This is a genomic window from Ensifer sp. R-19 (assembly GCF_049905105.1).
In the GTDB taxonomy this organism is placed as follows: Bacteria; Pseudomonadota; Alphaproteobacteria; order Rhizobiales; family Rhizobiaceae; genus Ensifer.
This window is the reverse complement of the sequence record NZ_CP184569.1, coordinates 3,965,053-3,989,536: the sequence shown is the minus strand read 5'-3', so window position 1 is coordinate 3,989,536 and position 24,484 is coordinate 3,965,053. Positions and strand designations below refer to the sequence as shown.

General features: G+C 63.4%; 22 protein-coding genes and 2 pseudogenes. 8 read left to right on the top strand and 16 right to left on the bottom strand.

What is annotated here, in order from left to right; genetic code table 11:
- Window positions 1-69: 69 nt before the first annotated feature.
- The 7 genes from nirD to ACN9MO_RS19245 all read right to left on the bottom strand — a co-directional run bounded on the left by nirD (window position 70) and on the right by ACN9MO_RS19245 (window position 8,216).
- A complete protein-coding gene (gene nirD / locus ACN9MO_RS19275; protein WP_057247951.1) occupies window positions 70-405 on the bottom strand; it encodes a nitrite reductase small subunit NirD in 336 nt (111 codons plus the stop codon).
- Between the two features lie 4 nt (window positions 406-409).
- Complete coding sequence (gene nirB, locus ACN9MO_RS19270; RefSeq protein ID WP_113132009.1) at window positions 410-2,872, bottom strand: nitrite reductase large subunit NirB; 2,463 nt, start codon at window positions 2,870-2,872, stop codon at window positions 410-412.
- Window positions 2,873-2,876: 4 nt separating this feature from the next.
- On the bottom strand, window positions 2,877-3,677 hold the full coding sequence (locus tag ACN9MO_RS19265; RefSeq protein WP_057247949.1) for an ABC transporter ATP-binding protein: 801 nt from the start codon (window positions 3,675-3,677) through the stop codon (window positions 2,877-2,879).
- 14 nt (window positions 3,678-3,691) lie between these two features.
- Complete coding sequence (ntrB, locus tag ACN9MO_RS19260; protein WP_113132141.1) at window positions 3,692-4,585, bottom strand: nitrate ABC transporter permease; 894 nt, start codon at window positions 4,583-4,585, stop codon at window positions 3,692-3,694.
- A 64-nt stretch (window positions 4,586-4,649) separates the two neighbouring features.
- Entirely contained in the window at window positions 4,650-5,942 is a 1,293-nt protein-coding gene (locus ACN9MO_RS19255; protein ID WP_057247948.1) for a CmpA/NrtA family ABC transporter substrate-binding protein, read from the bottom strand.
- 346 nt (window positions 5,943-6,288) lie between these two features.
- The gene (locus tag ACN9MO_RS19250) at window positions 6,289-7,590 is read right to left on the bottom strand and encodes a CmpA/NrtA family ABC transporter substrate-binding protein (protein ID WP_425986052.1); all 1,302 of its coding nucleotides are present in this window, start codon (window positions 7,588-7,590) and stop codon (window positions 6,289-6,291) included.
- A gap of 38 nt (window positions 7,591-7,628) precedes the next feature.
- Window positions 7,629-8,216, bottom strand: a complete 588-nt coding sequence (locus tag ACN9MO_RS19245; RefSeq protein ID WP_058324614.1) for an ANTAR domain-containing response regulator — start codon at window positions 8,214-8,216, stop codon at window positions 7,629-7,631.
- Between the two features lie 177 nt (window positions 8,217-8,393).
- Between ACN9MO_RS19245 and ACN9MO_RS19240 the strand changes: the two are divergent.
- From ACN9MO_RS19240 to ACN9MO_RS19230, 3 genes and pseudogenes are all read left to right on the top strand, one after another.
- Window positions 8,394-9,199 (top strand): annotated as a pseudogene (locus ACN9MO_RS19240) (AraC family transcriptional regulator).
- A 90-nt stretch (window positions 9,200-9,289) separates the two neighbouring features.
- Complete coding sequence (locus ACN9MO_RS19235; protein ID WP_113132007.1) at window positions 9,290-10,207, top strand: DMT family transporter; 918 nt, start codon at window positions 9,290-9,292, stop codon at window positions 10,205-10,207.
- Between the two features lie 33 nt (window positions 10,208-10,240).
- Window positions 10,241-10,939 carry a B3/B4 domain-containing protein gene (locus ACN9MO_RS19230; protein ID WP_058324611.1) on the top strand — a complete coding sequence of 233 codons (699 nt, stop codon included), beginning with the start codon at window positions 10,241-10,243 and terminating at the stop codon, window positions 10,937-10,939.
- Window positions 10,940-11,008: 69 nt separating this feature from the next.
- On the opposite strand, the gene ACN9MO_RS19225 is transcribed toward ACN9MO_RS19230, so the two are convergent.
- Window positions 11,009-12,592, bottom strand: a complete 1,584-nt coding sequence (locus tag ACN9MO_RS19225; RefSeq protein WP_058324610.1) for a peptide chain release factor 3 — start codon at window positions 12,590-12,592, stop codon at window positions 11,009-11,011.
- 91 nt (window positions 12,593-12,683) lie between these two features.
- Here ACN9MO_RS19225 and dut point away from each other — a divergent pair, with 91 nt between their 5' ends.
- Window positions 12,684-13,157, top strand: a complete 474-nt coding sequence (dut, locus tag ACN9MO_RS19220; protein ID WP_058324609.1) for a dUTP diphosphatase — start codon at window positions 12,684-12,686, stop codon at window positions 13,155-13,157.
- 53 nt (window positions 13,158-13,210) lie between these two features.
- On the opposite strand, the gene ACN9MO_RS19215 is transcribed toward dut, so the two are convergent.
- Window positions 13,211-13,648, bottom strand: coding sequence for an Lrp/AsnC family transcriptional regulator (locus ACN9MO_RS19215; RefSeq protein WP_057248242.1), 438 nt, complete (start codon window positions 13,646-13,648; stop codon window positions 13,211-13,213).
- Window positions 13,649-13,779: 131 nt separating this feature from the next.
- On the opposite strand from ACN9MO_RS19215, the gene ACN9MO_RS19210 reads away from it, so the two are divergent.
- Together ACN9MO_RS19210 and ACN9MO_RS19205 are read left to right on the top strand one after the other, a co-directional pair.
- On the top strand, window positions 13,780-14,694 hold the full coding sequence (locus ACN9MO_RS19210; RefSeq protein WP_057247941.1) for a DMT family transporter: 915 nt from the start codon (window positions 13,780-13,782) through the stop codon (window positions 14,692-14,694).
- Window positions 14,691-14,996: an NIPSNAP family protein gene (locus ACN9MO_RS19205; protein ID WP_057247940.1), complete on the top strand. Its 306-nt coding sequence runs from the start codon at window positions 14,691-14,693 to the stop codon at window positions 14,994-14,996. Before ACN9MO_RS19210 ends, ACN9MO_RS19205 begins: the two co-directional genes overlap by 4 nt.
- A 22-nt stretch (window positions 14,997-15,018) precedes the next feature.
- Here ACN9MO_RS19205 and ACN9MO_RS19200 read toward each other — a convergent pair whose 3' ends face one another.
- On the bottom strand, window positions 15,019-15,651 hold the full coding sequence (locus ACN9MO_RS19200; RefSeq protein ID WP_057247939.1) for a LysE family translocator: 633 nt from the start codon (window positions 15,649-15,651) through the stop codon (window positions 15,019-15,021).
- A gap of 175 nt (window positions 15,652-15,826) precedes the next feature.
- Here ACN9MO_RS19200 and ACN9MO_RS19195 point away from each other — a divergent pair, with 175 nt between their 5' ends.
- Both ACN9MO_RS19195 and cysK read left to right on the top strand, forming a co-directional pair.
- Window positions 15,827-16,444 carry a LysE family translocator gene (locus tag ACN9MO_RS19195; RefSeq protein WP_065372163.1) on the top strand — a complete coding sequence of 206 codons (618 nt, stop codon included), beginning with the start codon at window positions 15,827-15,829 and terminating at the stop codon, window positions 16,442-16,444.
- Between the two features lie 136 nt (window positions 16,445-16,580).
- The gene (cysK, locus tag ACN9MO_RS19190; RefSeq protein WP_113132006.1) at window positions 16,581-17,549 is read left to right on the top strand and encodes a cysteine synthase A; all 969 of its coding nucleotides are present in this window, start codon (window positions 16,581-16,583) and stop codon (window positions 17,547-17,549) included.
- Between the two features lie 64 nt (window positions 17,550-17,613).
- Here the strand turns inward: cysK and ACN9MO_RS19185 are convergent.
- The 6 genes and pseudogenes from ACN9MO_RS19185 to ACN9MO_RS19160 all read right to left on the bottom strand — a co-directional run bounded on the left by ACN9MO_RS19185 (window position 17,614) and on the right by ACN9MO_RS19160 (window position 24,484).
- Window positions 17,614-19,145: pseudogene (locus ACN9MO_RS19185) on the bottom strand (YifB family Mg chelatase-like AAA ATPase).
- Between the two features lie 222 nt (window positions 19,146-19,367).
- Window positions 19,368-20,315, bottom strand: a complete 948-nt coding sequence (gshB, locus tag ACN9MO_RS19180) for a glutathione synthase (protein ID WP_057247935.1) — start codon at window positions 20,313-20,315, stop codon at window positions 19,368-19,370.
- A gap of 146 nt (window positions 20,316-20,461) precedes the next feature.
- Entirely contained in the window at window positions 20,462-21,451 is a 990-nt protein-coding gene (locus ACN9MO_RS19175; protein ID WP_058324602.1) for an endonuclease/exonuclease/phosphatase family protein, read from the bottom strand.
- Complete coding sequence (locus tag ACN9MO_RS19170; RefSeq protein ID WP_110877861.1) at window positions 21,448-22,560, bottom strand: sn-glycerol-3-phosphate import ATP-binding protein UgpC; 1,113 nt, start codon at window positions 22,558-22,560, stop codon at window positions 21,448-21,450. The genes ACN9MO_RS19175 and ACN9MO_RS19170 overlap by 4 nt, the downstream gene beginning before the upstream one ends.
- Before the next feature lie 66 nt (window positions 22,561-22,626).
- On the bottom strand, window positions 22,627-23,469 hold the full coding sequence (ugpE, locus tag ACN9MO_RS19165) for a sn-glycerol-3-phosphate ABC transporter permease UgpE (RefSeq protein ID WP_058324600.1): 843 nt from the start codon (window positions 23,467-23,469) through the stop codon (window positions 22,627-22,629).
- 10 nt (window positions 23,470-23,479) lie between these two features.
- On the bottom strand, window positions 23,480-24,484 hold the full coding sequence (locus ACN9MO_RS19160; protein WP_244495502.1) for an ABC transporter permease subunit: 1,005 nt from the start codon (window positions 24,482-24,484) through the stop codon (window positions 23,480-23,482).

The following is a 24,484-nucleotide window of genomic DNA, read 5'->3' as shown; positions in this document are numbered from 1 at the left end:
CACAGGGATGAGGAAGAGCGTGAAGTAGCGCGCAAGAGAACAGAACGGGGAACGCAATCATCCATGCGATTACTCCGCCGCGATCAGCAGGCTTTCGAGTGCGATGAACAGCGCGCCGCCGTCGTTGCGCACCGGGATCGTGCGCACTGCGCCGTCGTCGGCGCCGAGCGCCTTGCCGGTTTCGAGCGAGATCACCCAATTGTGCAAGGGGCAGGTCACCGCCGTGCCGTGCACGATGCCTTGCGACAGCGGTCCACCCTTGTGCGGGCAATGATCCTCGATGGCGAACACCTCGTTTTCGCCCGTGCGGAACACGGCGATCTTGCCCTGGGGTGTCTTCACGCAACGCGCGCCCCTCAGCGGAATGTCGGAGATGTCGCCGATTGAGATCCAGTTCATATCCATCCCCTCACTCCGCGGCTTCTGAAAAACCGACCGTCGCCATCGGCCGGAACTCGTGCTTGTCCTTGCCGGAGACGCGCTCCGACCAGGGATCGACCTGGGCGAATTTCTGGCTGAAGACGAAGCGGTCGAAATAGGCCTTGCGCTTGTCGGCATCACCCATGATCTGGCGACGGATTTCGTCGAGGCCGATGCGTTTCGCCCATTTGTAGATGCGCTCGAGGTAACGGGCCTGTTCGCGATACATCTGCGTCAGCGCCACGATATGCTCCAGCGCCTCGTCCTCGGTCTTCACCAGACCGAGCACTTCCGTGCCCTTGATGTCGAGGCCGGCGGCACCGGCAAAATGGATCTCGAAGCCGCTGTCGACGCAGACGACGCCGATATCCTTGCAGGTGGCTTCGGCACAATTTCGCGGACAGCCGGAGACCGCCATCTTCAGCTTGGCCGGCGTCCACGAGCCCCACATGAACTTTTCGATGCGGATGCCGAGCCCCGTCGAATCCTGAGTACCGAAGCGGCACCAGTCGGAGCCGACGCAGGTCTTCACCGTGCGCAGCCCCTTGGCATAGGCCTGGCCGGAGACGAAGCCGGCCTTGCCGAGATCCGCCCAGACCGCCGGCAGGTCTTCCTTCTCGATGCCGAGCAGGTCGATGCGCTGGCCTCCCGTCACCTTGACCAGGGGGATATCGAACTTGTCGACCACGTCGGCGATCGCCCGCAATTCCCCGGAATTGGTGACGCCGCCCCACATGCGCGGCACCACCGAATAGGTGCCGTCCTTCTGGATATTGGCGTGGACGCGCTCGTTGATGAACCGTGACTGGTAGTCGTCGGCATATTCGTCCGGCCAGTCGCAGACGAGGTAGTAGTTGAGCGCCGGGCGGCACTTGGCGCAGCCGCAGGAGGTCTTCCACTCCAGCTCCTGCATGACCGCAGGAATGGTCTTCAGACCTTTTGCCTTGATCAGCCGGCGGACGTCATCATGGCCGAGCTCGGTGCAAGTGCACATCGGCTGGACGGCGGCCGGATTGTAGCTGTCGCCGAGCGTCAGCGTCATCAGTTGCTCGACAAGGCCGGTGCAGGAGCCGCAGGAGGCGGACGCCTTGGTATGAGCACGCACGTCATCGAGCGAGGTCAGGCCCTTCGCCCCAATCGTCTTGACAATCTTGCCCTTGCAGACGCCGTTGCAGCCGCAGATTTCCGCATCATCCGGCAAGGCTGCAACGGCCGCCATAGGGTCCAGCGGGGACCCTCCCTGATAGGCCTGACCAAAGATCAGCGTGTCGCGCATTTCGGTAATGTCGGTGCCACGCTTCATCAGGTCGTTGAACCACGCGCCGTCGCCGGTCTCGCCGTAGAGCACCGTGCCGATGATGCGGTTCTCCTTGAGCACCAGCCGCTTGTAGATGCCGGCGGTAGCATCGCGAAGGACGATCTCCTCGCGTCCGTCGCCGTCGGCGAAATCGCCGACCGAATAGAGGTTGATGCCGGTCACCTTCAGTTTTGTCGGCGTATCGGAATGGACAAAGGCGGCGCTGCGATCGCCGGCCAGGTGACGCGCGGCAACCCGCGCCATCTCATACAGCGGCGCCACCAGGCCATAGACCATGCCGCCGACCTCGGCGCATTCGCCGAGTGCCATGATGTGCCCGTCGGACGTCTGCATACCGGCGTCGACGACGATGCCGCGGTTGGTGGCAAGCCCCGCCTCCTTGGCAAGGCCGACATTCGGTCGGATGCCGACCGCCATCACGACCAGTGTCGCCGGGATGATCCGGCCGTCGTCGAGTTCAATGCCCTCGACCTTCTCCTCGCCGATGATCCGCTTGGTATTCGCCTTGGTGATGACCTTGATGCCACGCTCTTCGACCGCCCTCTGCAGCAGGTAGCCGGCGGACGGGTCGAGCTGCCGCTCCATCAGCGTCGGCATGACGTGCAGGACGGTGACGTCCATGCCGCGTGCATTGAGACCGGCTGCCGCTTCGAGGCCGAGAAGACCGCCACCGATGACGACAGCCTTTTCGCGCGACTGGGCCGCAAGCAGCATCGCCTGCACATCGTCGAGATCGCGATAGGTGATGACACCGCGCAGGTCCTTGCCCGGTACCGGAATGATGAAGGGCACCGAACCGGTCGCGATCACCAGCTTGTCGTAACTCTCGGTGACGCCATGGTCGGAGGTGACGGTCTTGGCGTCACGGTCGATGGCGATGATCTTGTGGCCCTTGTAGAGCGTGATCTCGTGCTTGATGTACCATCCGTCGCCGTGGATGATGATCTGCTCGTAGTCCTTCTCGCCCGAAAGCACCGGCGACAGCATGATGCGGTCGTAGTTGACGCGCGGCTCGGCGTTGAAGATCGTCACCGCGTATCGGCCCGAGGCCTTCTCGAAGAGTTCCTCCAGCATGCGGCCCGGCGCCATGCCGTTGCCGATGATCACGAGCTTTTCAGTGGTGTGTTCAGCCATGGGATCACTCCGCAGCTTCGACGAAGCGGTGGCGCTCGTAGAGGAACTTGAGCACGGCTTCGCGGCATTTGAGGTAGGTTCGGTCACCGGCAAGCTCGATGCGGCGGCGCGGGCGGGCGAGCGGCACGTCGAGGATCTCGCCGATGCGGGCCGATGGGCCGTTGGTCATCATGACGATGCGATCAGAGAGCAGCACCGCCTCATCGACGTCATGGGTGATCATCAGCACCGTGTTGCCGAGCTCGGCGTGGATCTGCATCACCTGATCCTGCAGATGCGCGCGGGTCAGCGCGTCGAGCGCGCCGAAGGGCTCGTCGAGCAGCAGCACCTTCGGCTCCATGGCGAGCGCGCGGGCAATGCCGACGCGCTGCTTCATGCCGCCGGAGATTTCGGACGGACGCTTGTCTGTCGCATGCGCCATCTGCACGAGTTCAAGATTGCGCATCGTCCAGTCGTGACGCTCGGCCTTGCTCTTGGTGCGCGAGAAGACCTTGTCGACGCCGAGGCGGACGTTCTCGTAGACCGTCAGCCAGGGTAGCAGCGAATGGTTCTGGAAGACGACGGCGCGGTCCGGCCCCGGCTCGTCAGCGACCCGGCCGTCGAGCAGCACGACGCCGGTCGTCGCCAGCGTCAGGCCGGCAACGATGTTGAGCAAGGTCGACTTGCCGCAACCGGAATGGCCGATGATCGAGATGAACTCGCCCCTGTCCACAGAGAGCGACACCTGTTTCAGCACTTCTGTGCGCACGCCGCCGCGTTCAAAACTCTTGTCGATCAGTTCCAGCGAAAGATAGCTCTTGGTCATGGCTTTCCCCTCTCTCAAGCGGTTGCGGTGCCGCGGGTGACAACGCGGCCGACGAGGGCGATGAGGCGATCGAGCAGGAAACCGACGATGCCGACATAGATCAGCGCGACGATGATGTCGCTGATCAGCGAGGAGTTCCAAGCGTCCCAGATGAAGAAACCGATGCCGACGCCGCCGATCAGCATTTCAGCCGCGACGATCGCCAGCCAGGAGAGGCCGATGCCGATGCGCAGCCCCGTGAAGATGTAGGGGGCGGCGGCCGGCAACATGATCTTCGAAAAGTACTCAAAGGCGTTGAGGCGCAGCACCCTGGCGACGTTCTGATAATCCTGCGGGATGTTGCGGATGCCCACAGCGGTATTGATGATGATCGGCCAGATGGCGGTGATGAAGATCACGAAGATCGCCGAGGGGTTGCCGTCTTGGAAAGCAGCCAGTGACAAAGGCAGCCATGCAAGCGGCGGCACAGTGCGCAGCACCTGGAAGATCGGATCGAGCCCGCGCATGGCAAGCTGGCTCTGGCCAACCAGCGCGCCGAGCGCGATGCCGACGACCGCTGCGAGCGCATAGCCGACCGCGACGCGCTGAAGGCTCGCCGCGATATGCCAGAAGAGACCCTGGTCGACGCCCTGGCCGATATAGAAGGGATGGGCGATGAGCTCCCAGCTTTCCTCCAGCACCCGCGCCGGCGACGGCAGGCTGGAATCGGGCGCCGAACAGACAACCTGCCAGGTGATGAGGATCAGCGACAGCGTGACGATGAGCGGCGCGATGTTCGCGGCACCGACGGCGAGCCTTTCGAGCAGCGGACGGCTGCTTCCGGGTTTCGCCGAGCGGGTAAAGGCGATCACGCGCGCGGCAGGTCGCGGCGCCGACTGGCCCTTGAGTTTGAGGTTGGTGACGGTCATGCCGTTCTCCTTGGTATTCGAAAGCGGATGCTGGCGGGCCATGCCGGCCAGCATCGGCGATGGCTCAGGCGACGCGCGAGATCGAAAGGCTCTTGAGGTAGGCTTGCGGATCCGCGGGATCGAAGATCTTGCCGTCAAAGAATTTTTCGACGCCACGCGAGGTGGAAGCCGGCACGTCGGTGACGCCCAGATCCTTGGCGGCCTCACGCCAGATATCCTCGCGGTTGACCTTGGCGACGAGCGCCTTGACGTCGGTATCGGGCGCAAACTTGCCCCAGCGGATATTCTCGGTGAGGAACCAGGTATCGTGGCTCTGGAAGGGATAGGAGGCGTGATCGCGCCAGAACTTCATGAAGTGCGGGCTCTGTTCGACGACCTTGCCATTGCCGTAGTCGTACTCGCCCTTGAGGCGATCAACGATGTCCTTCGGCGGCACGTTGAACCAGCTACGCTTGCCGACGATCTTCGCCAGTTCGTCCTTGTTCGCCATGTCGTCGCACCATTGCGCCGCCTCCTGGATCGCCATGGTAAGCGCCCTGGCAGCACGCGGATTCTTCTCCACCCAGTCGGCGCGCATGGCGAAGGACTTTTCCGGATGCTCGTTCCAGATTTCGGCGGTGTTGACGGCGGTGTAGCCGATCTTCTGGTTGACGAGCTGCTCGTTCCAGGGCTCGCCGACGCAGAAACAGTCCATGGTGCCGACCTTCATGTTGGCGACCATCTGCGGCGGCGGCACGACGATGGTTTCGACATCGCTATCGGGATCAATGCCACTGGCGGCGAGCCAGTAGCGGATCCAGAGATCGTGGGTGCCGCCGGGGAAGGTCATAGCCACCTTGGCGGCGGCACCTTCGGCCTTCTTTTTGGCGAAAGCTTCCTTGAGCGCGGATGCATCGAGGCCGACCTTGAGGTCGGCATAGGCCTGGCCGACCGAGATTGCCTGGGCATCGAGATTGAGGCGCGCAAGGATCGCCATCGGCAGCGGCTGGTTGTTCTGAGTAACCTTGCCGGTCGAGATCAGATAGGGCATCGGCGTCAGGATATGGGCGCCGTCGATGCCGGCGCCGGCGGAGCCGAGCACCAGGTTGTCGCGGGTCGTGCCCCAGGAGGCCTGCTTGACCACCTCGACTTCGGTCATGCCGTATTTGTCGAAGAGGCCCTTCTCCTTGGCGATGATCAGCGGTGCCGAGTCGGTGAGCGCGATGAAGCCGAGCACGGCCTTGGTGGTTTCCGGCCCGGAGCCTTGCGCAAAGGCACCGGATGGGAAGGCCGACTTGACCGCGCCGAAGAGCGCAACGGTCGCGGTGGTCTTCAGCAGGCTTCGGCGGGTCAGACCGCCGGTCGAAAACTTGGTCATGCGCAGGTTCCTCTGCTGGCCGGATAACGGACATAAAAAAACGCCGCTCGGTGCTTGCGTCCGGGATCGGGAGGAACCCTCGGAAAACAAAAACCTTGCGACGTCGGTGTCGTTGGCAAACGCGATCTGGCGTTTGAGATAGCTTCAATCGCCGTTGACCGAAGCATTTCTAGAAAAGCAAGGGCCGTGCCAGTTCGCCGCCACGCCCCTTAGTGGTTTGAATTCAAATCGTAATTTCCGGATGCAGATGCGGCGCCCATAAATGCGCCTATTGTAGACTCTGCTGAATTATTGTGCGGTGCACACATTCCGCATCGGGATTCTGCACAAACATGGTGCGCCATCCTCAACCCTCCTGCTCGACCGAAACGCTCTCCGCCAAAGCGCGAACGGGGAAAGTGCGAACATAGGCCCCGATATCTGCGGGATCGAAAACGTGCCCATCCATGAAGCGTTCGCCCGGCCTCTCGCCTTCGACACGAATAGCGGGAGCGGCGGGAGCGGCGGCCCCGCCGAGCGCCTGGCGATAGAGGTCGGGGCGATAGGCGGCAGCCGCCAGCGCCTGCATCTCGGGCGATAGCCGCACTTGCCCCCAGCGCGCCATCTGGCTGTAGATCCACAGTGCCTGGACGGGACGAGGGTAGTTGGCGTGGTCGCGATGAAAAACGAAGTAGTCGTCGATCACTCGCCTGTTGCCGGCCGCATCGATGGCGAACTCTCCGGCGAGAACCCGGCGGATGATTTCGACCGGGGCACCGATGTAACGGGGGGCGGCAAGCAGTTCGGCAAGCGTGCCGCGATTGTCCGGCTCATCACACCAGCGCGCCGCCTGGTCGAGCGCCACGAGCAGGCGCGATACGGTCTCGGCATTGCTGTCCGCCCACTCCGGCCGCATGCCGATCACCTTTTCCGGCGCCAATGGCCAAATGTCCTGCTTGGCGGCGACGATGCGCCCGAGCCCACGCTCGGAGGCCACCATGTTCCAGGGCGCGCCGACGCAGAAACCATCGATGGCGCCGGCGGCAAGGGCATCCGAGGTTAACGGCGGCGGTACCACCACAAGCTTGACGTCGCGGTCCGGATCGATGCCGCCTGCGGCAAGCCAGTAGCGGACCTCGTAATTGTGCGAGGAGAAGGGATAGGTGACGCCGAGCCTTGGCGCCGCCTCGCCGCTTTGGCGCATGCGGGCAAGCACCGCGGCGAGCGCACGCGCATGGGCGAGCGCATCCTCTACTTCGCCAAGGGCGCCTTCCTCCTGCATGCGGGCGAAGAGCCGGTTGGAAAGCGTGATCGCATTGCCGCCACGCCCGAGCGAGAAAGGGGCGATCGTCGGCGAAGGATTGGAGCCGAGGCCGAGCATGGCGGCGACCGGCATCGGCGAGAGCATATGGGCGATATCGAACTGACGAAAGGCGAGGCGGTCGCGTACATTGGCCCAGGAGACATCCTTGACGAGATCGAGCGTCAGCCCCTCCTTGCGAGCGAAGCCGAGTTCCGCCGCCACGATCAGCACGGCGGCATCGACCAGCGGAATGAAGCCGGCTCGGATCGTCCGTGCCCCCTCGCCGCCCAGTCTCACCGGCGCCGGCAGCCCGTCGCCCACCGCCGCGCCGGGTCGCGAATTGTCGATGGTCGTCATGATGTTCACTCCGGTGTCTCCTTCCGACAGCATCGGAAACCGCGCTCTCACATCAGCAGGCCCGCGGCCGTGACCACGCTCTGCGCGATCTCCGACATCTTCTTCTTTTCGTTCATCGCCGTCTGGCGCAGCAGCGCGAAGGCCTCGTCTTCCGAAAGTCCGCGCATCTTCATCAGGATGCCCTTGGCGCGCTCGATCACCTTTCGCTCTTCCAGCGCCGATTTCGCGTCGGCGAGCTCGCGCTGCAGCCGGCTGAAGGCGTTGAAGCGGCTGACGGCCATGTCGAGGATCGGTTTGACGCGTTCCTTCTTCAGCCCGTCGACCACATAGGCGGAGACGCCCGCCTCCACCGCCGCCTCTATCGACGCCGTATCGGAGCGGTCGACGAACATGGCGATCGGCCGCCCGACGGTGCGGGTGAGCTGGAACAGATGCTCCATCATGTCGCGGTTGGGGTTTTCGATATCGATGACGATGACATCGGGCCTGAGCGTGTCGATGGTGCGCGCGACGCCCTGGACCTCGTGAATGACTGTGACCTTGCGATGACCGGCCTCATGCAAGCCTTCCTCGATGATCGAGGCGCGGATGGCGTTCTCGTCAATCACGAGAATGGTGAGGTCCCGGTGCGTCATCGCTCGATCATGATGCAGCGCAGCATTTTTCGCAACAGGATTTGCCTAATGTTTTGACATTTGTATTAGATGCATAAAATTTAGGCGAAACGCCAATCGATTGGGCGAGGTTGAGGACGATAGCGGGATGCGGTCGGACGATGTAAAAGACGTCGTAGCAAAAGGAGCGGCGCGCGGATGGCAAAGGGTCAGTTCAGGATGCTGCGCAGCGCTACCGCGGGCATTGACGCGGTGGAGGCGGAAACGCGCCATTCCTTCGCCCGCCATACCCACGACCAGTTCGGCATCGGCCTCATCTACCAGGGCGCCCAGAAATCGCTCAGCGGCCGCGGCATGGTCGAGGCCGGCGCCGGCGACATGATCACCGTCAACCCCGGCGAGGTGCACGACGGCGCACCGATCGGTGACGCCGGCCGTTCCTGGCGCATGCTCTATTTCGATCCTTCCGTCATTGCCACCGCCGCCGCGGATATCAGCCAGGGCCGCTCGGACGCTGGAGAATTTGCCTCACCGGCTTTAAGGACGCCGAAGCGGCAAACCAGTTCCGGGCACTGTTCACGGCGATCACCGGTCCCGAAGCAGAGGATGAGACGATCCGGCGCGAGGAGCAGCTTCTGCTGCTGCTTGCGAACGTTCTTGGCACCGGGAAACCCCAGCATCACGAAAGGCCGGCAACCGTCACCGCTGCAAAAACGATGATCGACGACGATCCGACGGCGACGATCACGCTTACCGACCTCGCCGCCGAGGCGAGGCTCAGCCGCTTCCAGCTGGTGCGCAACTTCGCGAAAGCGGTCGGCCTGACGCCGCATGCCTATATCGTCCAGCGCCGCATCGATCTCGCCCGCCGACTGATCGGCGCAGGCACACCGCTGGCAGAGGCCGCATTCGCGGCCGGCTTTGCCGACCAGAGCCACATGACGCGCGTCTTCGTCAGCAAATACGGCCTCTCGCCCGGCATCTATGCCGAGGCCAGGAAGTAACACCCGCAATTCCGTTCAAGACCCGTCTCCCCCTCCGGCGCATTGCTCAACCTGCGCATCGACAGCGCGGCACTGCAACGGAGAACGGACATGTCGGAAAAATTTCAGGGCTATCTCTATCTGTCGCTGGCGATGATCCTCGTCGGCAGCACGGTGATCGCCAGCAAGATCATTGCCGCCGGGCTTGCGCCCTTCACCGCGACAGCTCTGCGCTTCGCCATCGCCTTCCCGCTGTTCCTGCTCTTGATGCGACTGACCAAGACGCCCTGGCCGAAACTCGGGTGGCGCGACTGGCTGATCCTCATCGCCCAGGCGGGTGCCGGTAGCGTCGGCTACACCACCCTGCTGATCGCCGGTCTCAGCCTGACGTCCGCAACCGACGCAGGCGTGGTGATCGGGACCCTGCCGATCGTTTCCGCCGCAATCGCCATCCTGCTTCTCGGCGAGCGCCCCGACCGCCGGATGCTTGCGGCGATCGCGCTCGCCGCTGTCGGCGTGCTGACCATCGTCTTCAAGCCCGGCGAAGGCGCCGCGCACTCCCCGCTCGGCATCGTGCTCATCTTTGGCGCCGTCATCTGCGAGGGCCTGTTCATCCTCATCAACAGGCGCGTCAGGGCCGAGATCTCGCCGCTTGCCCTTTCGACACTGATGGCCGGTATCGGCCTCGCCGTCGCTCTCATCCCCGCGCTCTTCGAGGCACCTTCGGCCGCACAGATCGACAAGGGCGCGATCGTTGCGGTTCTCTACTATGCGCTCATTCCGACGGTGGTCGGCTTCGTGCTCTGGTATGCCGGCTCCGCACGGGTGAGCGGTACCGAGGCTTCCGTTTTCACGGCGCTGGCGCCCGTCTCCGCCGTGCTCTTTGCCTTTCTTCTGCTCGGCGAGCCGGTCGGCACTCACCAGTTGCTTGGGATCGGCTGCGTGCTCGCCGCCGTACTTGGCCTGACCGTGCCCCAGATCCGCGCCAGCCGAAGGACAGCGCGCGCCTTTCAGGCAGGGAAGGCTTGAGCCAGAATGAACGCATCTAATCCGAGGGCCTCCATGCACTTCCAACACGCAGACGATATCTGGCGCGACTTCCCGGAGCTCAACGTCGGCGCACTCTTCATCGACAACGTACGCAGCGAAGTTTCGGTCGAGGACCATGTTCGCCGCTTCCAGGCGATCGCAGAGGACCGCCTCGGCGCCGGATCGGAAAGCGATCTGCCGGAAATCCAGGCATGGCGCCGAACCTTTGCCAGGATGGGGCTGAAGCCGACACAGTATCGCTCCGCCTCCGAGGCGCTGCTCCGGCGCTTCCGGAAAGAAGGCAGCCTGCCGGCGATCCATCCGCTGATCGATCTGTGCAACGCCGCCTCGCTCGCCTCCGCGATTCCCATCGCGGTCTTCGACCTTTCGAACGTCAGCGATTTTCTGCACGTCCGCCGCGCGGTCGGCAACGAGACCTATCTGACCTTCGCAGACGAAACGGAAAACCCGGAACCCGGCGAAGTGATCTTCGCGGATGCCGAAGGACGGGCCCATGCCCGGCGCTGGACCAACCGGCAGAGCGGCCATTCGGCGATCCGGCCGCAGACGGCGCATGCGCTGATCGTTGCCGAAGCCATGCACGAAACGGCGCGAGAGGACGTCGCGCGTTTGATGACTGCGCTTTCGGAAGCGATCTCTGCAGCTTGGAGCACTCGCCCGAGCATGGCCATGCTGGATTGCTCGTCACCGCGTTTCGATTTTTCGATTTAGGGAAGTCGTTCCGACACCACAGATGCCGGATGCCGGCCGACGCCTCAGGCGCCGGCCGGACTGAAGCAATCAGGCCGCCTTGGCGACGTGATATTCCTTGATCGCGACCATCTTGATCGCCGGATAGCGCTCCGCCTCGTAGCGCAGCGAGAAGCTGTCCTGCGCCAGGAACACCGGGTCGCCATCGAGGTCGCGGGCGATGTCGCCGCGGCGTGCCGTGACGAACTTGTCGAGTTCGGCAGGCTGATCAGCCGAGATCCAGCGGCAGACCGAGAAGCGCGACATTTCGAAGGAAACCGGCAGGCCGTATTCGGCGCTGAGGCGCTCCTTCAACACGTCGAGCTGCAGCGCGCCGACGACGCCGACGATTGCCGGCGAGCCATCTTCGGGCGAGAAGAGCTGCACGACGCCCTCTTCCGCCATCTGCTGCAGCGCTTCCTTCAGCTTCTTGGCCTTCATTGCATCTTCCAGACGCACGCGGCGCAGGATTTCCGGCGAAAAGTTCGGCACGCCCTGGAACACCAGCGACTCGCCCTCGGTCAGCGTGTCGCCGATCCGGAGCGTGCCGTGGTTGGGGATACCGACGACGTCGCCGGCATAGGCGGTGTCGGCGAGCTGGCGCTGCGACGCGAAGAAGAACTGCGGGGCACTGAGGCCCAGCTGCTTGCCCGTGCGCGACAGCCGCGCCTTCATGCCCCGCTCCAGCTTGCCGGAGCAGACGCGGGCAAAGGCGATGCGGTCGCGATGGTTCGGGTCCATGTTGGCCTGGATCTTGAAGACGAAGGCCGTCATCTTGTCGTCGGTGGCGTGCACCGTGCGGATATCGGCCACCTGGTCACGCGGCGGCGGCGCGATGTCGCCGAGCGCGTTGATGAGATCGCGCACACCGAAGTTGCGCAGCGCCGAACCGAAGAAGACCGGCGTCAGGTGGCCTTCGAGGAAAGCCTTCTTGTCGAAGGGCTTGCAGGCCTCGATCGCCAGCGTCAGCTCGTCGGTGAAGGCGTCGCGCTCGTTCTCAGGCAGCCGGTGGGAAGCCATTTCCGGACCGTTGACCTTGGTCGGGATTTCCTGCGTGTCGGAGCCGCGCACGGTGTCGTGGGCGAGATTGTAGGAGCCGCAGAAGGTCTTCGAGCGGCCGATCGGCCAGGTCACCGGCGCGCAGTCGAGCGCCAGCTTTTCCTCGACCTCGTCCAGGATCTCGAAGGGATCGCGGCTTTCGCGGTCCATCTTGTTGACGAAGGTGATGATCGGGATGTCGCGCATGCGGCAGACTTCGAAGAGCTTCAGCGTGCGCGGCTCGATACCCTTGGCGGCGTCGATGACCATGACAGCGGCATCGACCGCCGTCAGCGTGCGGTAGGTGTCGTCAGCGAAGTCTTCGTGACCGGGTGTGTCGAGAATGTTGAAGACGTTGCCGCCATATTCGAAGGTCATCACCGAGGTGACGACCGAGATGCCGCGCTCGCGCTCGATCTTCATCCAGTCCGAACGGGTCTGGATGCGATCCTTCTTGGCCTTGACCTCGCCGGCGAGCTGGATGGCGCCGCCGAACAGCAGCAGCTTTTCGGTGAGAGTGGTCTTACCGGCGTCCGGGTGGGCGATAATCGCAAATGTGCGGCGGCGGGAGACCGCCTCGGCGAGAGTTTCAGCCATGTCGTAGAATCCTGTGAGTTGCCGCGTCCTTTACAGGCTCGGCCCCGATTATGCAATTGACCCAGGCGCCCGCCGCCCGGCTTATGCGGTCATGAGCACGCACCCCTCCGTTTCCCGCCCGACCCTCAACCTCGTTCGCCTGCCGCATGGCGAAGGCCTCGAGCTGCCCGCCTATGAGACGGCAGGCGCCGCCGGCATGGATTTGCGCGCAGCCGTTCCCGGCGATCGGCCGCTCATGCTCACCCCGGGCAAACGCGCCCTCGTTCCGACCGGCTTCATCTTCGAGGTCCCCGTGGGCTATGAAGCGCAGATCCGCCCGCGCTCGGGCCTTGCCTTCAAGCACGGCATCACCTGCCTCAACACCCCCGGCACCATCGACAGCGACTATCGCGGCGAGGTGAAGGTGCTGCTCATCAATCTCGGTGACGAAGACTTCCTCATCGAGCGCGGCATGCGCATTGCCCAGATGGTGATCGCGCCGGTCACGCAGGTCACCGTTCGCGAGAGCGACAATGCCAGCGAGACGACGCGCGGCGCCGGCGGCTTCGGCTCGACCGGGGTTTAATCTACGCAATTCCGGACGGAAAACCGCTTCACACTTTTCCTGGAATTGCTCTCTTAAATTAACGGCGGCAAGCGGCGCTTGACCGGCGACGACTTGACGATCGAAGTGTTGGTCTGCGCCTTCTCGGCGATCCGGTCGAGGATCGTGTCGAGTTGCGCCATGTCGCGCACGAAGAGCTTGGCGATGAAGCAATCGTCGCCGGTGACCTTGTCGCATTCTACGATTTCGGGCGTGTCCTGGATCAGCCGCTCAACGATGTGCAGCATGCCCGGCATCGGCCGCACGCGGATGACCGCCTGCAGGGGATAGCCGACCTTCTGGGGATTGAGGGCGATGGTGAAGCCATCGAGAACGCCGCGCTCTTCCAGCTTGCGCAGACGATCCGCAGCACTCGGCGAGGAAAGGCCTGCCTCCTGCGCCAGCTCCTTCAGCGATACCCGGGCATTGGCTGCCAGAATGTCTAGGATCCGTCGGTCAATCTCGTCCAGCATCACGGCACCATAAGTCATAGTAACGAACAGAACTTCGATAATTAGGCAATATAACACAATTGCCTTCGTTAATCCATGGGAAAGGCTGCAAGCACCGGCTATTCTCCGATCACCAACATGGAGCGGCGAACATGAATACCGAACTCAAACGCGGCAGCATCGAGATGACAGCCGCGATGCTGATTTCCGGAACCATCGGCTGGTTCGTGCTGAAGTCGGGGCAGCCGGTGACGAGCGTCGTCTTCTGGCGCTGTGTCTTCGGCGCCGTGACACTCGTCGGCATTGCCTGGTTTCTCGGTCTGTTCGATCGCCGCCACTTCAGCCGACGGATGCTGCTGCTTTCGATCGTCGGCGGCGTCGCGATCGTCGTCAACTGGCTGCTGCTCTTCGCCGCCTATTCCCACGCCTCGATCTCGATCGCGACGATGGTCTACAACACCCAGCCCTTCATGCTCTTGGGGCTCGGTGCGCTCTTCCTCGGCGAGAAGATCACGGCCACCAAGATCTTCTGGCTGTCGGTCTCGTTTGCCGGCATGCTGGCGATCATTTCGGCCAAACCCGGCCACGGCTTCGCGCCGGAAAGCTATCTGACGGGTGTTGCGCTGGCGATCGGCGCGGCCTTCTTCTACGCGATCGCAGCGATCGCGACGAAGCTGCTCAAGGGTACGCCGCCGCATCTGATCGCGCTGATCCAGGTGATCACAGGCACCTTGATGCTGGCGCCGATGGCGCTCGCGGCGCCCGCCCCGTCTGGTGCCGCGCAATGGTCGATCCTGGTCACGGTCGGCATCGTCCACACAGGGCTGATGTATGTGCTGCTCTATGGCGCGATCCAGCGACTGCCGACGCATATGACCGGCGCGCTCTCCTTCGTCTACCCGATCGCCGCCATCGTCGTCGATCGCATCGCCTTCGGCCATCAGTTGCAACCGATCCAGATCCTCGGCTCGATCGCCATCCTCATTGCCGCCGCCGGCATGAATCTCGGCTGGAAACTTCGCCTGCCCTCTTCTATCAAGCGGGAGCGCGAAGGGAGAACCGCATGATCACCTGCTACCTGAAATACGTCATCGACCCCTACAAGGCCGCCGAGTTCGAGCACTATGCCAAGCTCTGGATTCCGCTCGTCAACCGTCTCGGCGGCACGCATCACGGCTATTTCATGCCGCATGAAGGGGCAAACAACATCGCGCTCGCGCTCTTCAGCTTTCCGAGCCTTGCGGCCTATGAAAGCTACCGCCAGGAAATGGCCGCGGATCCGGAATGCCAGGAAGCCTTCGCCTATGCCGAGAAGACGCGCTGCATCGTCAGCTATGAGCGCAGCTTCATGCGGCCGGTCTTCGAATAGTCCCTGGTCGATAAAGCGCGGATTAACGCCGCGCCTCCGATGCCATGCTCAGCGCAAAGCCGAAAAGCGCGGTGCCCATGGCCCAGCGCTGCACCACCATGAACAGCGGTCGCCCGGCGAGGAAGGCCGCGATGCCGCTGGCGGCAAGCGCGATCATCGCATTGACGGTAACGCTGGTCATGATCTGAATCGACCCGAAGACCAGCGACTGGCCGAGCACATTGCCGAGTTCCGGCCGGATGAACTGCGGCAGCAACGAGAGATAGAGCACCGCCACCTTGGGATTGAGCAGGCTCGTCAGAAACCCCATGACGAACAGCTTCTTCGGCCCATCCTTCGGCAGATGGCGGACCTGAAACGGCGAACGCCCTCCGGGCCGCACAGCCTGCCAGGCGAGATAAAGAAGATAACCGGCGCCGGCAATTCTCAGCGCATCATAGGCAAAGGGAACGGCGAGAAGCAGCGCGGTGATGCCGAGTGCGGCCGAAATCATGTAGACGACGAAACCGAGCGCCACGCCGCCGAGCGAGATCAATCCGGCGCCCGGCCCCTGGCTGATCGAACGCGAGATCAGGTAGATCATGTTCGGCCCCGGCGTCAGCACCATACCGAGTGCAAGGAGGGCAAAGCCGATCATATCTTTCAACTCGGGCATGGAGAGGCGCCTTTCGCTCGTTTTCTGCAAGCTCTACCGATCCCGCGTCGGCGGACAACGCCAGACTTGTCACCCGATCAATTTTGTCGTCAGGCGCCCAGCGGTCGTCGTTCCTTGATTTCCCTTTTTTGTCCGTCTGCGCTAGAAATCGGCATCACCATCGGAAGGAATGCCCATGACGCTCGCGGCTCTCATTGCCTATAGCGGCGCACTCTTCATCGCTGCGGCCATTCCGGGTCCCGGCGTGACCGCGCTCGTCGCCCGTGCGCTCGGCTCCGGTTTCCGCGAAACCTTCTTCATGGGTCTCGGCATCGTGCTCGGCGACATGATCTACCTGACGGCTGTCGTGCTCGGGCTGGCGCTGATCGCCCAGACCTTCACCACGGTCTTCTTTGTGGTGAAATTCGCAGGCGTCCTCTATCTCGGCTACATTGCCTGGAAGCTCTGGACCGCGGGGCTGCTGCCCGAGGATATCAAGGCGAAGCCGTCGACGAGTCCGGTGATGTCCTTCCTCTCAGGTCTGCTCGTCACCCTCGGCAACCCGAAGACGATGCTGTTCTATGTGGCGCTGGTGCCGACGCTGATCGACATCGCTGACATCGGCCCCCGCGACTACGGCCTTTTGCTGACGGCAACCTTCCTGGTGCTGTTGGCGGTGCTGGTTCCCTATATGCTGCTCGCGGCGCGCGCACGTCTGCTGCTCAAGCAGCCAAAGGCGCTGCGAACACTGAACCGGGTCGCAGCCAGCGTGTTGGCGGGAACGGCCGCCTATATCGCCGTCCGCGCGAGCTGAAAAAACTTTTCCTGAACAACAACTTCGCTGGTGCTTTTTCCTCCGGCGAATCGTCGCTGCGTGTTTGTCGTTCTGGAATTGAGCAGTCATTGTTCCTATTCTCATAAGTGACAGTTCACGCCCAAGGGAGAAACCCATGTCCGACACACGCAAGCCCGGCCGCGGCCGCGTCTATTCCTCGATCACGGAGACGATCGGCGATACGCCCATCGTGCGGCTGGACAAGCTTGCCAAGGAGAAGGGCGTCAAGGCGAACCTGCTCGCCAAGCTCGAATTCTTCAACCCGATCGCCTCGGTCAAGGACCGCATCGGCGTGGCGATGATCGAGAGCCTGGAAGCCCAGGGCAAGATTACTCCCGGCCGTACGACCCTGATCGAGCCGACTTCGGGCAACACCGGCATCGCGCTCGCCTTCGTCGCCGCCGCCAAGGGCTACAAGCTGATCCTCACCATGCCGGAAACGATGTCGGTCGAGCGCCGCAAGATGCTGGCGCTGTTCGGCGCCGAGCTGGTGCTGACGGAAGGTGCCAAGGGCATGAAGGGCGCGATCGCCAAGGCGCAGGAACTGGTCGAGACGCTGCCCGACGCCGTCATTCCGCAGCAGTTCGAAAATCCGGCCAACCCGGAAATCCACCGCAAGACGACCGCCGAGGAAATCTGGAACGACACCGAAGGTGCTGTCGACATTTTCGTGTCCGGCATCGGCACCGGCGGCACGATCACCGGCGCCGGCCAGGTGCTGAAGGCGCGCAAACCCTCGACCAAGGTGATCGCGGTCGAGCCGGAAGAATCCCCCGTGCTTTCCGGTGGCGCACCCGGCCCGCACAAGATCCAGGGCATCGGCGCGGGCTTTGCGCCGGCGATCCTCGACACCTCGATCTATGACGAGATCGTTACGGTCAACAGCGCCGAAGCGATCGAGGCTGCCCGCCTTGTCGCCAGGCTCGAAGGCGTGCCGGTCGGCATTTCCGCCGGCGCGGCGCTCACCGCAGCGATCGAGATTGGCCAGCGCGAAGAAAACGCCGGCAAGACCATCGTCGTCATCATCCCGTCGTTTGCCGAACGCTATCTGTCGACCGCGCTGTTCGAAGGCCTCGGCGCTTAAGCCAATGGCTTTCCTGCGATCGGAAAGGGCGCCCGTGGGCGCCCTTTTTCTTTCGAACGGACCTCTACGCCGCCGCCTTCAGCCTCTCGCCGGCAATGCGGTAGGAGATCGCTTCGGCCAGATGAATACGCCCGACGGTCGGCGCGCCGTCGAGGTCCGCAAGTGTGCGCGCAACCTTCAGCACACGGTGATAGCCGCGGGCGGAGAACTTCATCTTTTCGGCGGCGTCCCGGAGAAGCTGCAGGCCTGATGGATCGGGCTCGGCGATCTTTTCGATCATCGCGGTCGAGCAGCGGGCGTTGCTGGTCAGTTCCGGATGGCCGAGGGCGGCGAAGCGGTCGACCTGCAAGGCGCGGGCGCGGGCAACCCGACGGGCGACGACCTCGCTGCGTTCGGCTGCGGCCGGCTTCAACAGATCGGCGGCGCTGACGGCCGGAACGTCGATGCGGATATCGATGCGATCCATCAGCGGACCGGAGATGCGCGCCTGGTAATCGGTCATGCAGCGCGGGCCGCGGGCGCAGGTACGTCCGGGCTCACCCGCCATGCCGCAGCGGCAGGGGTTCATGGCGGCGACGAGCTGGATGGCGGCGGGATAGCTCACCCGGTGATTGGCGCGGGCGATAATGCATTCTGCGGTTTCGAGCGGCTGGCGTAGTGCGTCGAGCACCTGCGGCGTGAATTCCGGAAACTCGTCCAGGAACAAGACGCCATGATGGGCGAGCGAGGCCTCGCCGGGCTTGGCGCGCAAGCCGCCACCGACCATGGCAGCCATGGTTGCAGAGTGATGCGGCGTACGGAACGGCCGCCGATCCGAGAGTTTGCCGCCCGGCAACTGACCGGCGATCGAGTGGATCATCGACACTTCGAGCAGCTCGGCCGGATTGAGCGGCGGCAGGATCGACGGCAGCCGCGCGGCGAGCATCGATTTCCCTGATCCCGGCGGCCCCACCATCAGCAAATTGTGGTTGCCAGCGGCCGCCACTTCGAGCGCCGCTTGGCGCTTTCCTGTCCCTTGATGTCGGCGAGATCGGGCAGGTTGGCAGCACCCGAGCGGATCGCCGCCTCGGGCCGGGAGAGTACCTGCGTGCCGCGGAAATGATTGGCGATCGCAATCAGGCTGCGCGGCGCGAGAATGTCGATCTCGGCTCCCGCCCAGGCTGCCTCCGCCCCGCTTTCGGCCGGGCAGATCAGCCCCTTGCCGAGCGCATTGGCGCCGATGGCCGCCGGCAGCGCGCCGGCAACAGCGGCAATGGTACCATCGAGATTGAGTTCGCCGATGACGACATAGGGTCCGAGCGCATCGCCGGGAATGGCGCCGAGCGCCGCCATCAGGCCGAGCGCGATCGCGAGATCGAAATGGCTGCCTTCCTTGGGAAGGTCGGCGGGGGCGAGATTGACAGTGACGCGCTTGGCCGGCAGCGCCAGGCCGGAAGCATGAAGCGCCGCCTGCACCCGCTCGCGGCTTTCGGCGACTGCCTTGTCCGGCAGGCCGACGATCTGCATGCCGACCTTGCCCGGCGCGACCATCACCTGCACATCAACCGGCAGTCCCTCGATACCCTGAAATGCGACCGTGCTGACGCGCGCGACCATGGTTGCTCCCTCGCCCGGGCTGCCCGCCATTACGGGCGCCGCAACCGCCTTGGGTTGCAAGACGGAGCCTTGCACGGTTCACGCACAAAAACAAGAACAATTACGGAACATCTGAGGCGAGACCTACGCGCAGTCGTTGGCAAGGGCACAACGCCGCAGCCGCGGGCGGAAGCCCGCGGCAATCTCCGTCATCCGGAGACAGGTTCTACCGAAAGCGCCGGATCAGGCGCGCTTGCGCTCGATCGCATCCCAGAGCAGGCTCGCAACATCGGCGCCGCCAAACTTCTTGACTTCGCGAATGCCGGTCGGCGACGTGACGTTGATCTCGGTCATGTAGTCGCCGATGACGTCGATGCCGACGAAGAGGAAGCCGCGGGCTTTCAGCGCCGGAGCGATGCGGGCGCAGATTTCCCTTTCGCGCGCCGTAAGCTCGGTCGCCTCCGGCCGACCGCCGGCATGCATGTTGGAGCGCGCATCATGTTCGGCCGGAACGCGGTTGATGGCGCCGACCGGCTCACCATCGACGAGCAGGATGCGTTTGTCGCCCTTGCGTACCGCCGGCAGGTATTCCTGGGCGATGAAGGGCTCACGGAACATCTGGCCGAACATTTCCAGAAGGGAAGACAGGTTGCGGTCGTCACGGGTCGAATGGAAGACACCGGCGCCGCCATTGCCGTAGAGCGGCTTCAAGATGATGTCGCCCATCTCCTGGCGGAAGCTGGCGATCTCCTGGGGGTCGCGGGTGATCAGCGTCTTCGGCATCAGGTCGGCGAATTCGGTGACGAAGATCTTCTCCGGCGAATTGCGCACCCAGGCCGGATCGTTGACGACCAGCGTCTTCGGATGCAGGCGTTCCAGAAGATGCGTCGAGGTGATGTAGCCCATGTCGAAGGGCGGATCCTGGCGGAGCAGGATGACGTCCATGGTCGACAGATCGACGCGTTCGGCTTCGCCCAGCGTGAAGTGATCGCCCTTGACGTCGCGCAGCGTCATCTGCTGCACGCTCGCATAGACCTTGCCGTCGCGCAGCGACAGTTTTTCGGGCGTGTAGTGGAAGAGGCGGTAGCCGCGCGACTGTGCCTCGAGGCTCATGGCGAAGGTGGAATCACCCGCGATGTTGATGCCCGACACATGGTCCATCTGGACCCCGACATTGACGATTTTCGCCATCTTCCCGTCCCCTGTGGATCACGCCAAGCGTGATCGATTTCAAATCGTCAGAACGGAAGAGGACGAGAAAACCGCTGCCCTCTCCCGCACTGGAAAAGTCCTCGACATGTAGAATGCGGGCGTGCCTTAAGCAAGGAGAGCTGAGCCTATTCGAAGCCTTCGACCACGCAGGTGATGAGATCGTGATCCGAAAGCGGCCGGCCGGTTTCATCGAGCGAGGGAATGATCCTGGTTTCGCCGATCTTCAGGCCGCGCGCGAGGAACCAGTCGAGCTTCATCGCCCGCTCCGGCCAACGGGTGATCAGGCTCGGCCGGGTCGTCATCACCTCAAGTGCTCCGCCGTGACGGGCGAAGCCGCGGGCGGCGCTCATGGCAAAGAGCCCTTCGGCTTCGAAGTCGCCGCCAGCATGGTTGCCGGTGTTGAGATCACCACCGATCAGCACCGGCAGGCCCGGAAAGGCTTCGTCGAGCGCATCGATCAATTCCCTGACCTGACGCTCGCGGTAGGCCGCGGTCGTCGCGCTTTCAAGATGGGTGGAGACGGCGACGAAGGGGCCCGCCTCGGTCTCGATGACGGCGCCGATCGCGAAACGCTCGCCAAGGCGCGGCTGTTCGGCATCGGTGAACCAGAGACGCTCGCCCCAGAGGCGCAGCATGAAGGGCCGGCCGAGCGGCACCGAAGCCAACAGCGCATTGCCGTGAAAGCCCCTGGCGTTGAAATCATCCTCGCAGAACGCGCGCTCGGTATCGGAGCCGAGGCCCATCTCAATGAATTCGATGCCATAGGCATATTGCATGCCGAGTATAGCAGCGACTTCGGCGGTCGGATGGCGCTGGCCGGTGCGGGCCATGCCGTTGTCCATTTCCGATAGCAGCACGACTGGGGCCTTGGTTGCTGCGAGATGTGCAGCACTTTCCGGTGCGAACAGGCAGCGCTCCAGGTTCCAGGCAGCGACGGTGAAGGGAAAGGCGAGCGGCGCGGTCGAGGACGGCGCGGCGCCAACCTCGACGCTGTTCATTTCCGGTCGCGCGGCCATGGCGGCGTCATGGGCCGCAATGGTGCGCAGCATCGAAGCAAATCCTGCACGCAGTTCGAGCGATGGAACGGCAAGCTGCTCAACGGCTTCATGGATCACGATGCCGTCTCCAGCCGAAGGTTCTGCGCCGGTGCATCACCGGCAAAAGACGTGCCCCGTTCCAGCCGCTTGCCGGTTTCGGGCGAGAAGAAGTGCAGGCGGTCGACGGCAATCGTCACGGCGAGATCACCGGAAAGCGGCATGTCCGGAGAGAGCGCTATCGTCAGAGGTTGGCCCTCGATGGTGCCGTGCACGAGCCGCTGAGCACCCAGCTCCTCGACATAGTCGACCTGGAACAGCATCGCATCCTCGCCGACACCGGCAAGCCGGAGGTCCTCGGCGCGCAGGCCGACGGTGACGGCGCCTTCGACCGGGGCGCGGCTGCCAAGCTCGATCCTGTAGAGGCCGATCTGCAGGCTGCCGCCCTCGATCTGGCCCTTGACCAGGTTCATCGCCGGCGAGCCGATGAAGCTCGCGACGAAGGTCGAGGCCGGACGGTGGTAGACGTCGAGCGGACGGCCGATCTGCTCGATCCGGCCGCCGTTCAAGACCACCAGTCGGTCGGCGAGCGTCATCGCTTCGAGTTGGTCGTGGGTGACGTAGAGCGAGGTCGTGCCGAGGCGCTTCTGCAGGCGCTTGATCTCGCCGCGCATCGAGACGCGCAGCTTGGCGTCGAGGTTGGAGAGCGGCTCGTCGAACAGGAAGGCCGCCGGCTTGCGCACGATCGCGCGGCCCATGGCGACGCGCTGACGCTGGCCGCCGGAAAGGGCGCGCGGCTTGCGCGCGAGATAGGGCTCGATTTCCAGCATCCGCGCGGCTTCGGCGACGCGGGCGTCGATCTCGGCCTTGGGCGTCTTGCGGTTCTTCAGGCCGTAGGCAAGGTTGTCGTAGACGGTCATGTGCGGATAGAGCGCATAGTTCTGGAAGACCATGGCGATGTCGCGCTCGGCCGGATCGACATCGTTGATGACGCGCGAACCGATCGTCACCGTGCCCTTCGAAATCGTCTCGAGCCCGGCGACCATGCGCAAAAGCGTGGACTTGCCGCAGCCGGACGGGCCGACCAGCACGATGAACTCGCCGTCCTCGATATCGATCGAGACGGATTTCACCGCCTCGACATTGCCGTGATAGATCTTCGAGACCTCGGCGATGGTAATGGCCGCCATGGCTGCCTCCGTTAAAATGGTACCGTTTCAGAAGCGGGCGGGACAGTTGTCCCGCCTCCACTCCGCTTACTTGTCGCTTTCGGTCAGGCCCTTGATGAACCAGCGCTGGAAGATCACGACGATCATCACAGGCGGCAGCATGGCGAGGATCGCCAGTGCAAAGGCCTCGTTGTAGTCGGGGATGTTCGAGCCGACCCAGACAAGCAGGATCTGCTTGATGCCGCGAACCAGGGTGAAGAAGCCTTCGTCGGTGGTCATCAATGTGGGCCAGAGGTACTGGTTCCAGCCGTAGACGAACATGATGATGAAGATCGCCGCCATCATGGTGCGCGACAAAGGCACCAGAACGTCGATGAAGAACTTGAACGGGCCGGCACCATCGATGCGCGCCGCCTCCAGAAGCTCGTCCGGCACCGACTTGAAGAACTGCCGGAAATAGAACGTGCCCGTCGCAGACGCCAGGAGCGGCACGATCAGGCCGGTGTAGGTGTTGGTCAGCTTCAGCGTGTTCATCACTTCGTAGGACGGAAGGATGCGCACTTCGAGCGGCAGGAGCAGCGTGGTGAAGATCACCCAGAAGAAGAAGGTCGCCAGCGGAAAGCGGAAATAGACCAGCGCATAGGCCGCGAGCATCGAGAGAACGATCTTGCCGACGGCAAAGCCTAAGCCCAGGATCATCGAGTTCAGCATCATGTTGAAGCCGGTGATCTTGCCGGTGAAGCCACCCTGGCGGGTGAGAACCGTCTCGTAGGTCTCGACGAAATGGCCGCCCCAGGACAGCGACAGGCCGTTGCGGTGAATGTCGGCTGCATCATGGGTCGAGGTCATGAAGGCGACGACGACCGGCGCCACCATGATGAAGACGCCGAAGAGCAGGATGATGTGATCGAAAATCTTGGTGCGATACATCGGCCTCACCTCAGTTGTAGTGCACGCGCCGCTCGATGAAGCGGAACTGGAAGATGGTGAGCACGAAGACGATCAGCATCAGGATCACCGACTGGGCCGAAGAGCCGCCGAGATCGTTGCCGCGGAAACCGTCCATGTAGACCTTGTAGACAAGGGTGATCGGGTTGTTGGCGGCCTTGTCCTTCACCATCACGTCGATGACGCCGAAGGTATCGAACAGCGCATAGGTGACATTGATGATCAACAGGAAGAAGGCGGTCGGCGCCAAGAGCGGCAGGATCACCGTCCAGAAGCGGCGGAAGCCGGAGCGGCAATCGATCGCCGCCGCCTCGCGCACCGAGACCGGGATGCCCTGCAGGCCCGAGAGGAAGAAGATGAAGTTATACGGGATCTGCTTCCAGACGGAGACGACCACCATGGAAAAGGCGGTGTCGAAGTAATTCAGACCGACCTTGATGTCCCAGCCGAACCAGCGGGCGAGTTCGACGATCGGGCCGATATGCTGGTCGAAGAACATCATGCCGATGAGGCCGGCGACCGGCGGCGCGATGGCATAGACCCATATGAGCAGCGTCTTGTAGGCGGCGTTGCCGCGGATGACGCCATCGGCCTTGACGGCGAGCAGCAAGCCGATCGACAGCGCGAAGAAGGTGACGAGCGCCGTGAAGACGGCAGTGAAGCGGGCGATTCCGAGATACTCGCCCGATTTCAGCACGTCGGTATAGTTCGTCATGCCGACGAAGGTCGAGCCGAAGCCGAAGGGGTCTTCCAGATAGAAGGACGACTGGATCGCCTGAACCGACGGCCAGTAGAAGAAGATGAAGATGATCGCGAGCTGTGGCGCGAGGAAGAGGTAGGGCAGGAACGGCGAGGAGAACTGAACGCGCTTGGCAACGCCTTCTCCTCCGCTCTTCGACTGGCCACCGAAAAACCGGAAGGCGCCGAAGCGACGCCCGCCGGTTTGGGTTCCGGTTCCTCCCCGCGAGGCGGGGAGGAGATCTGTCGCGGTCGACAT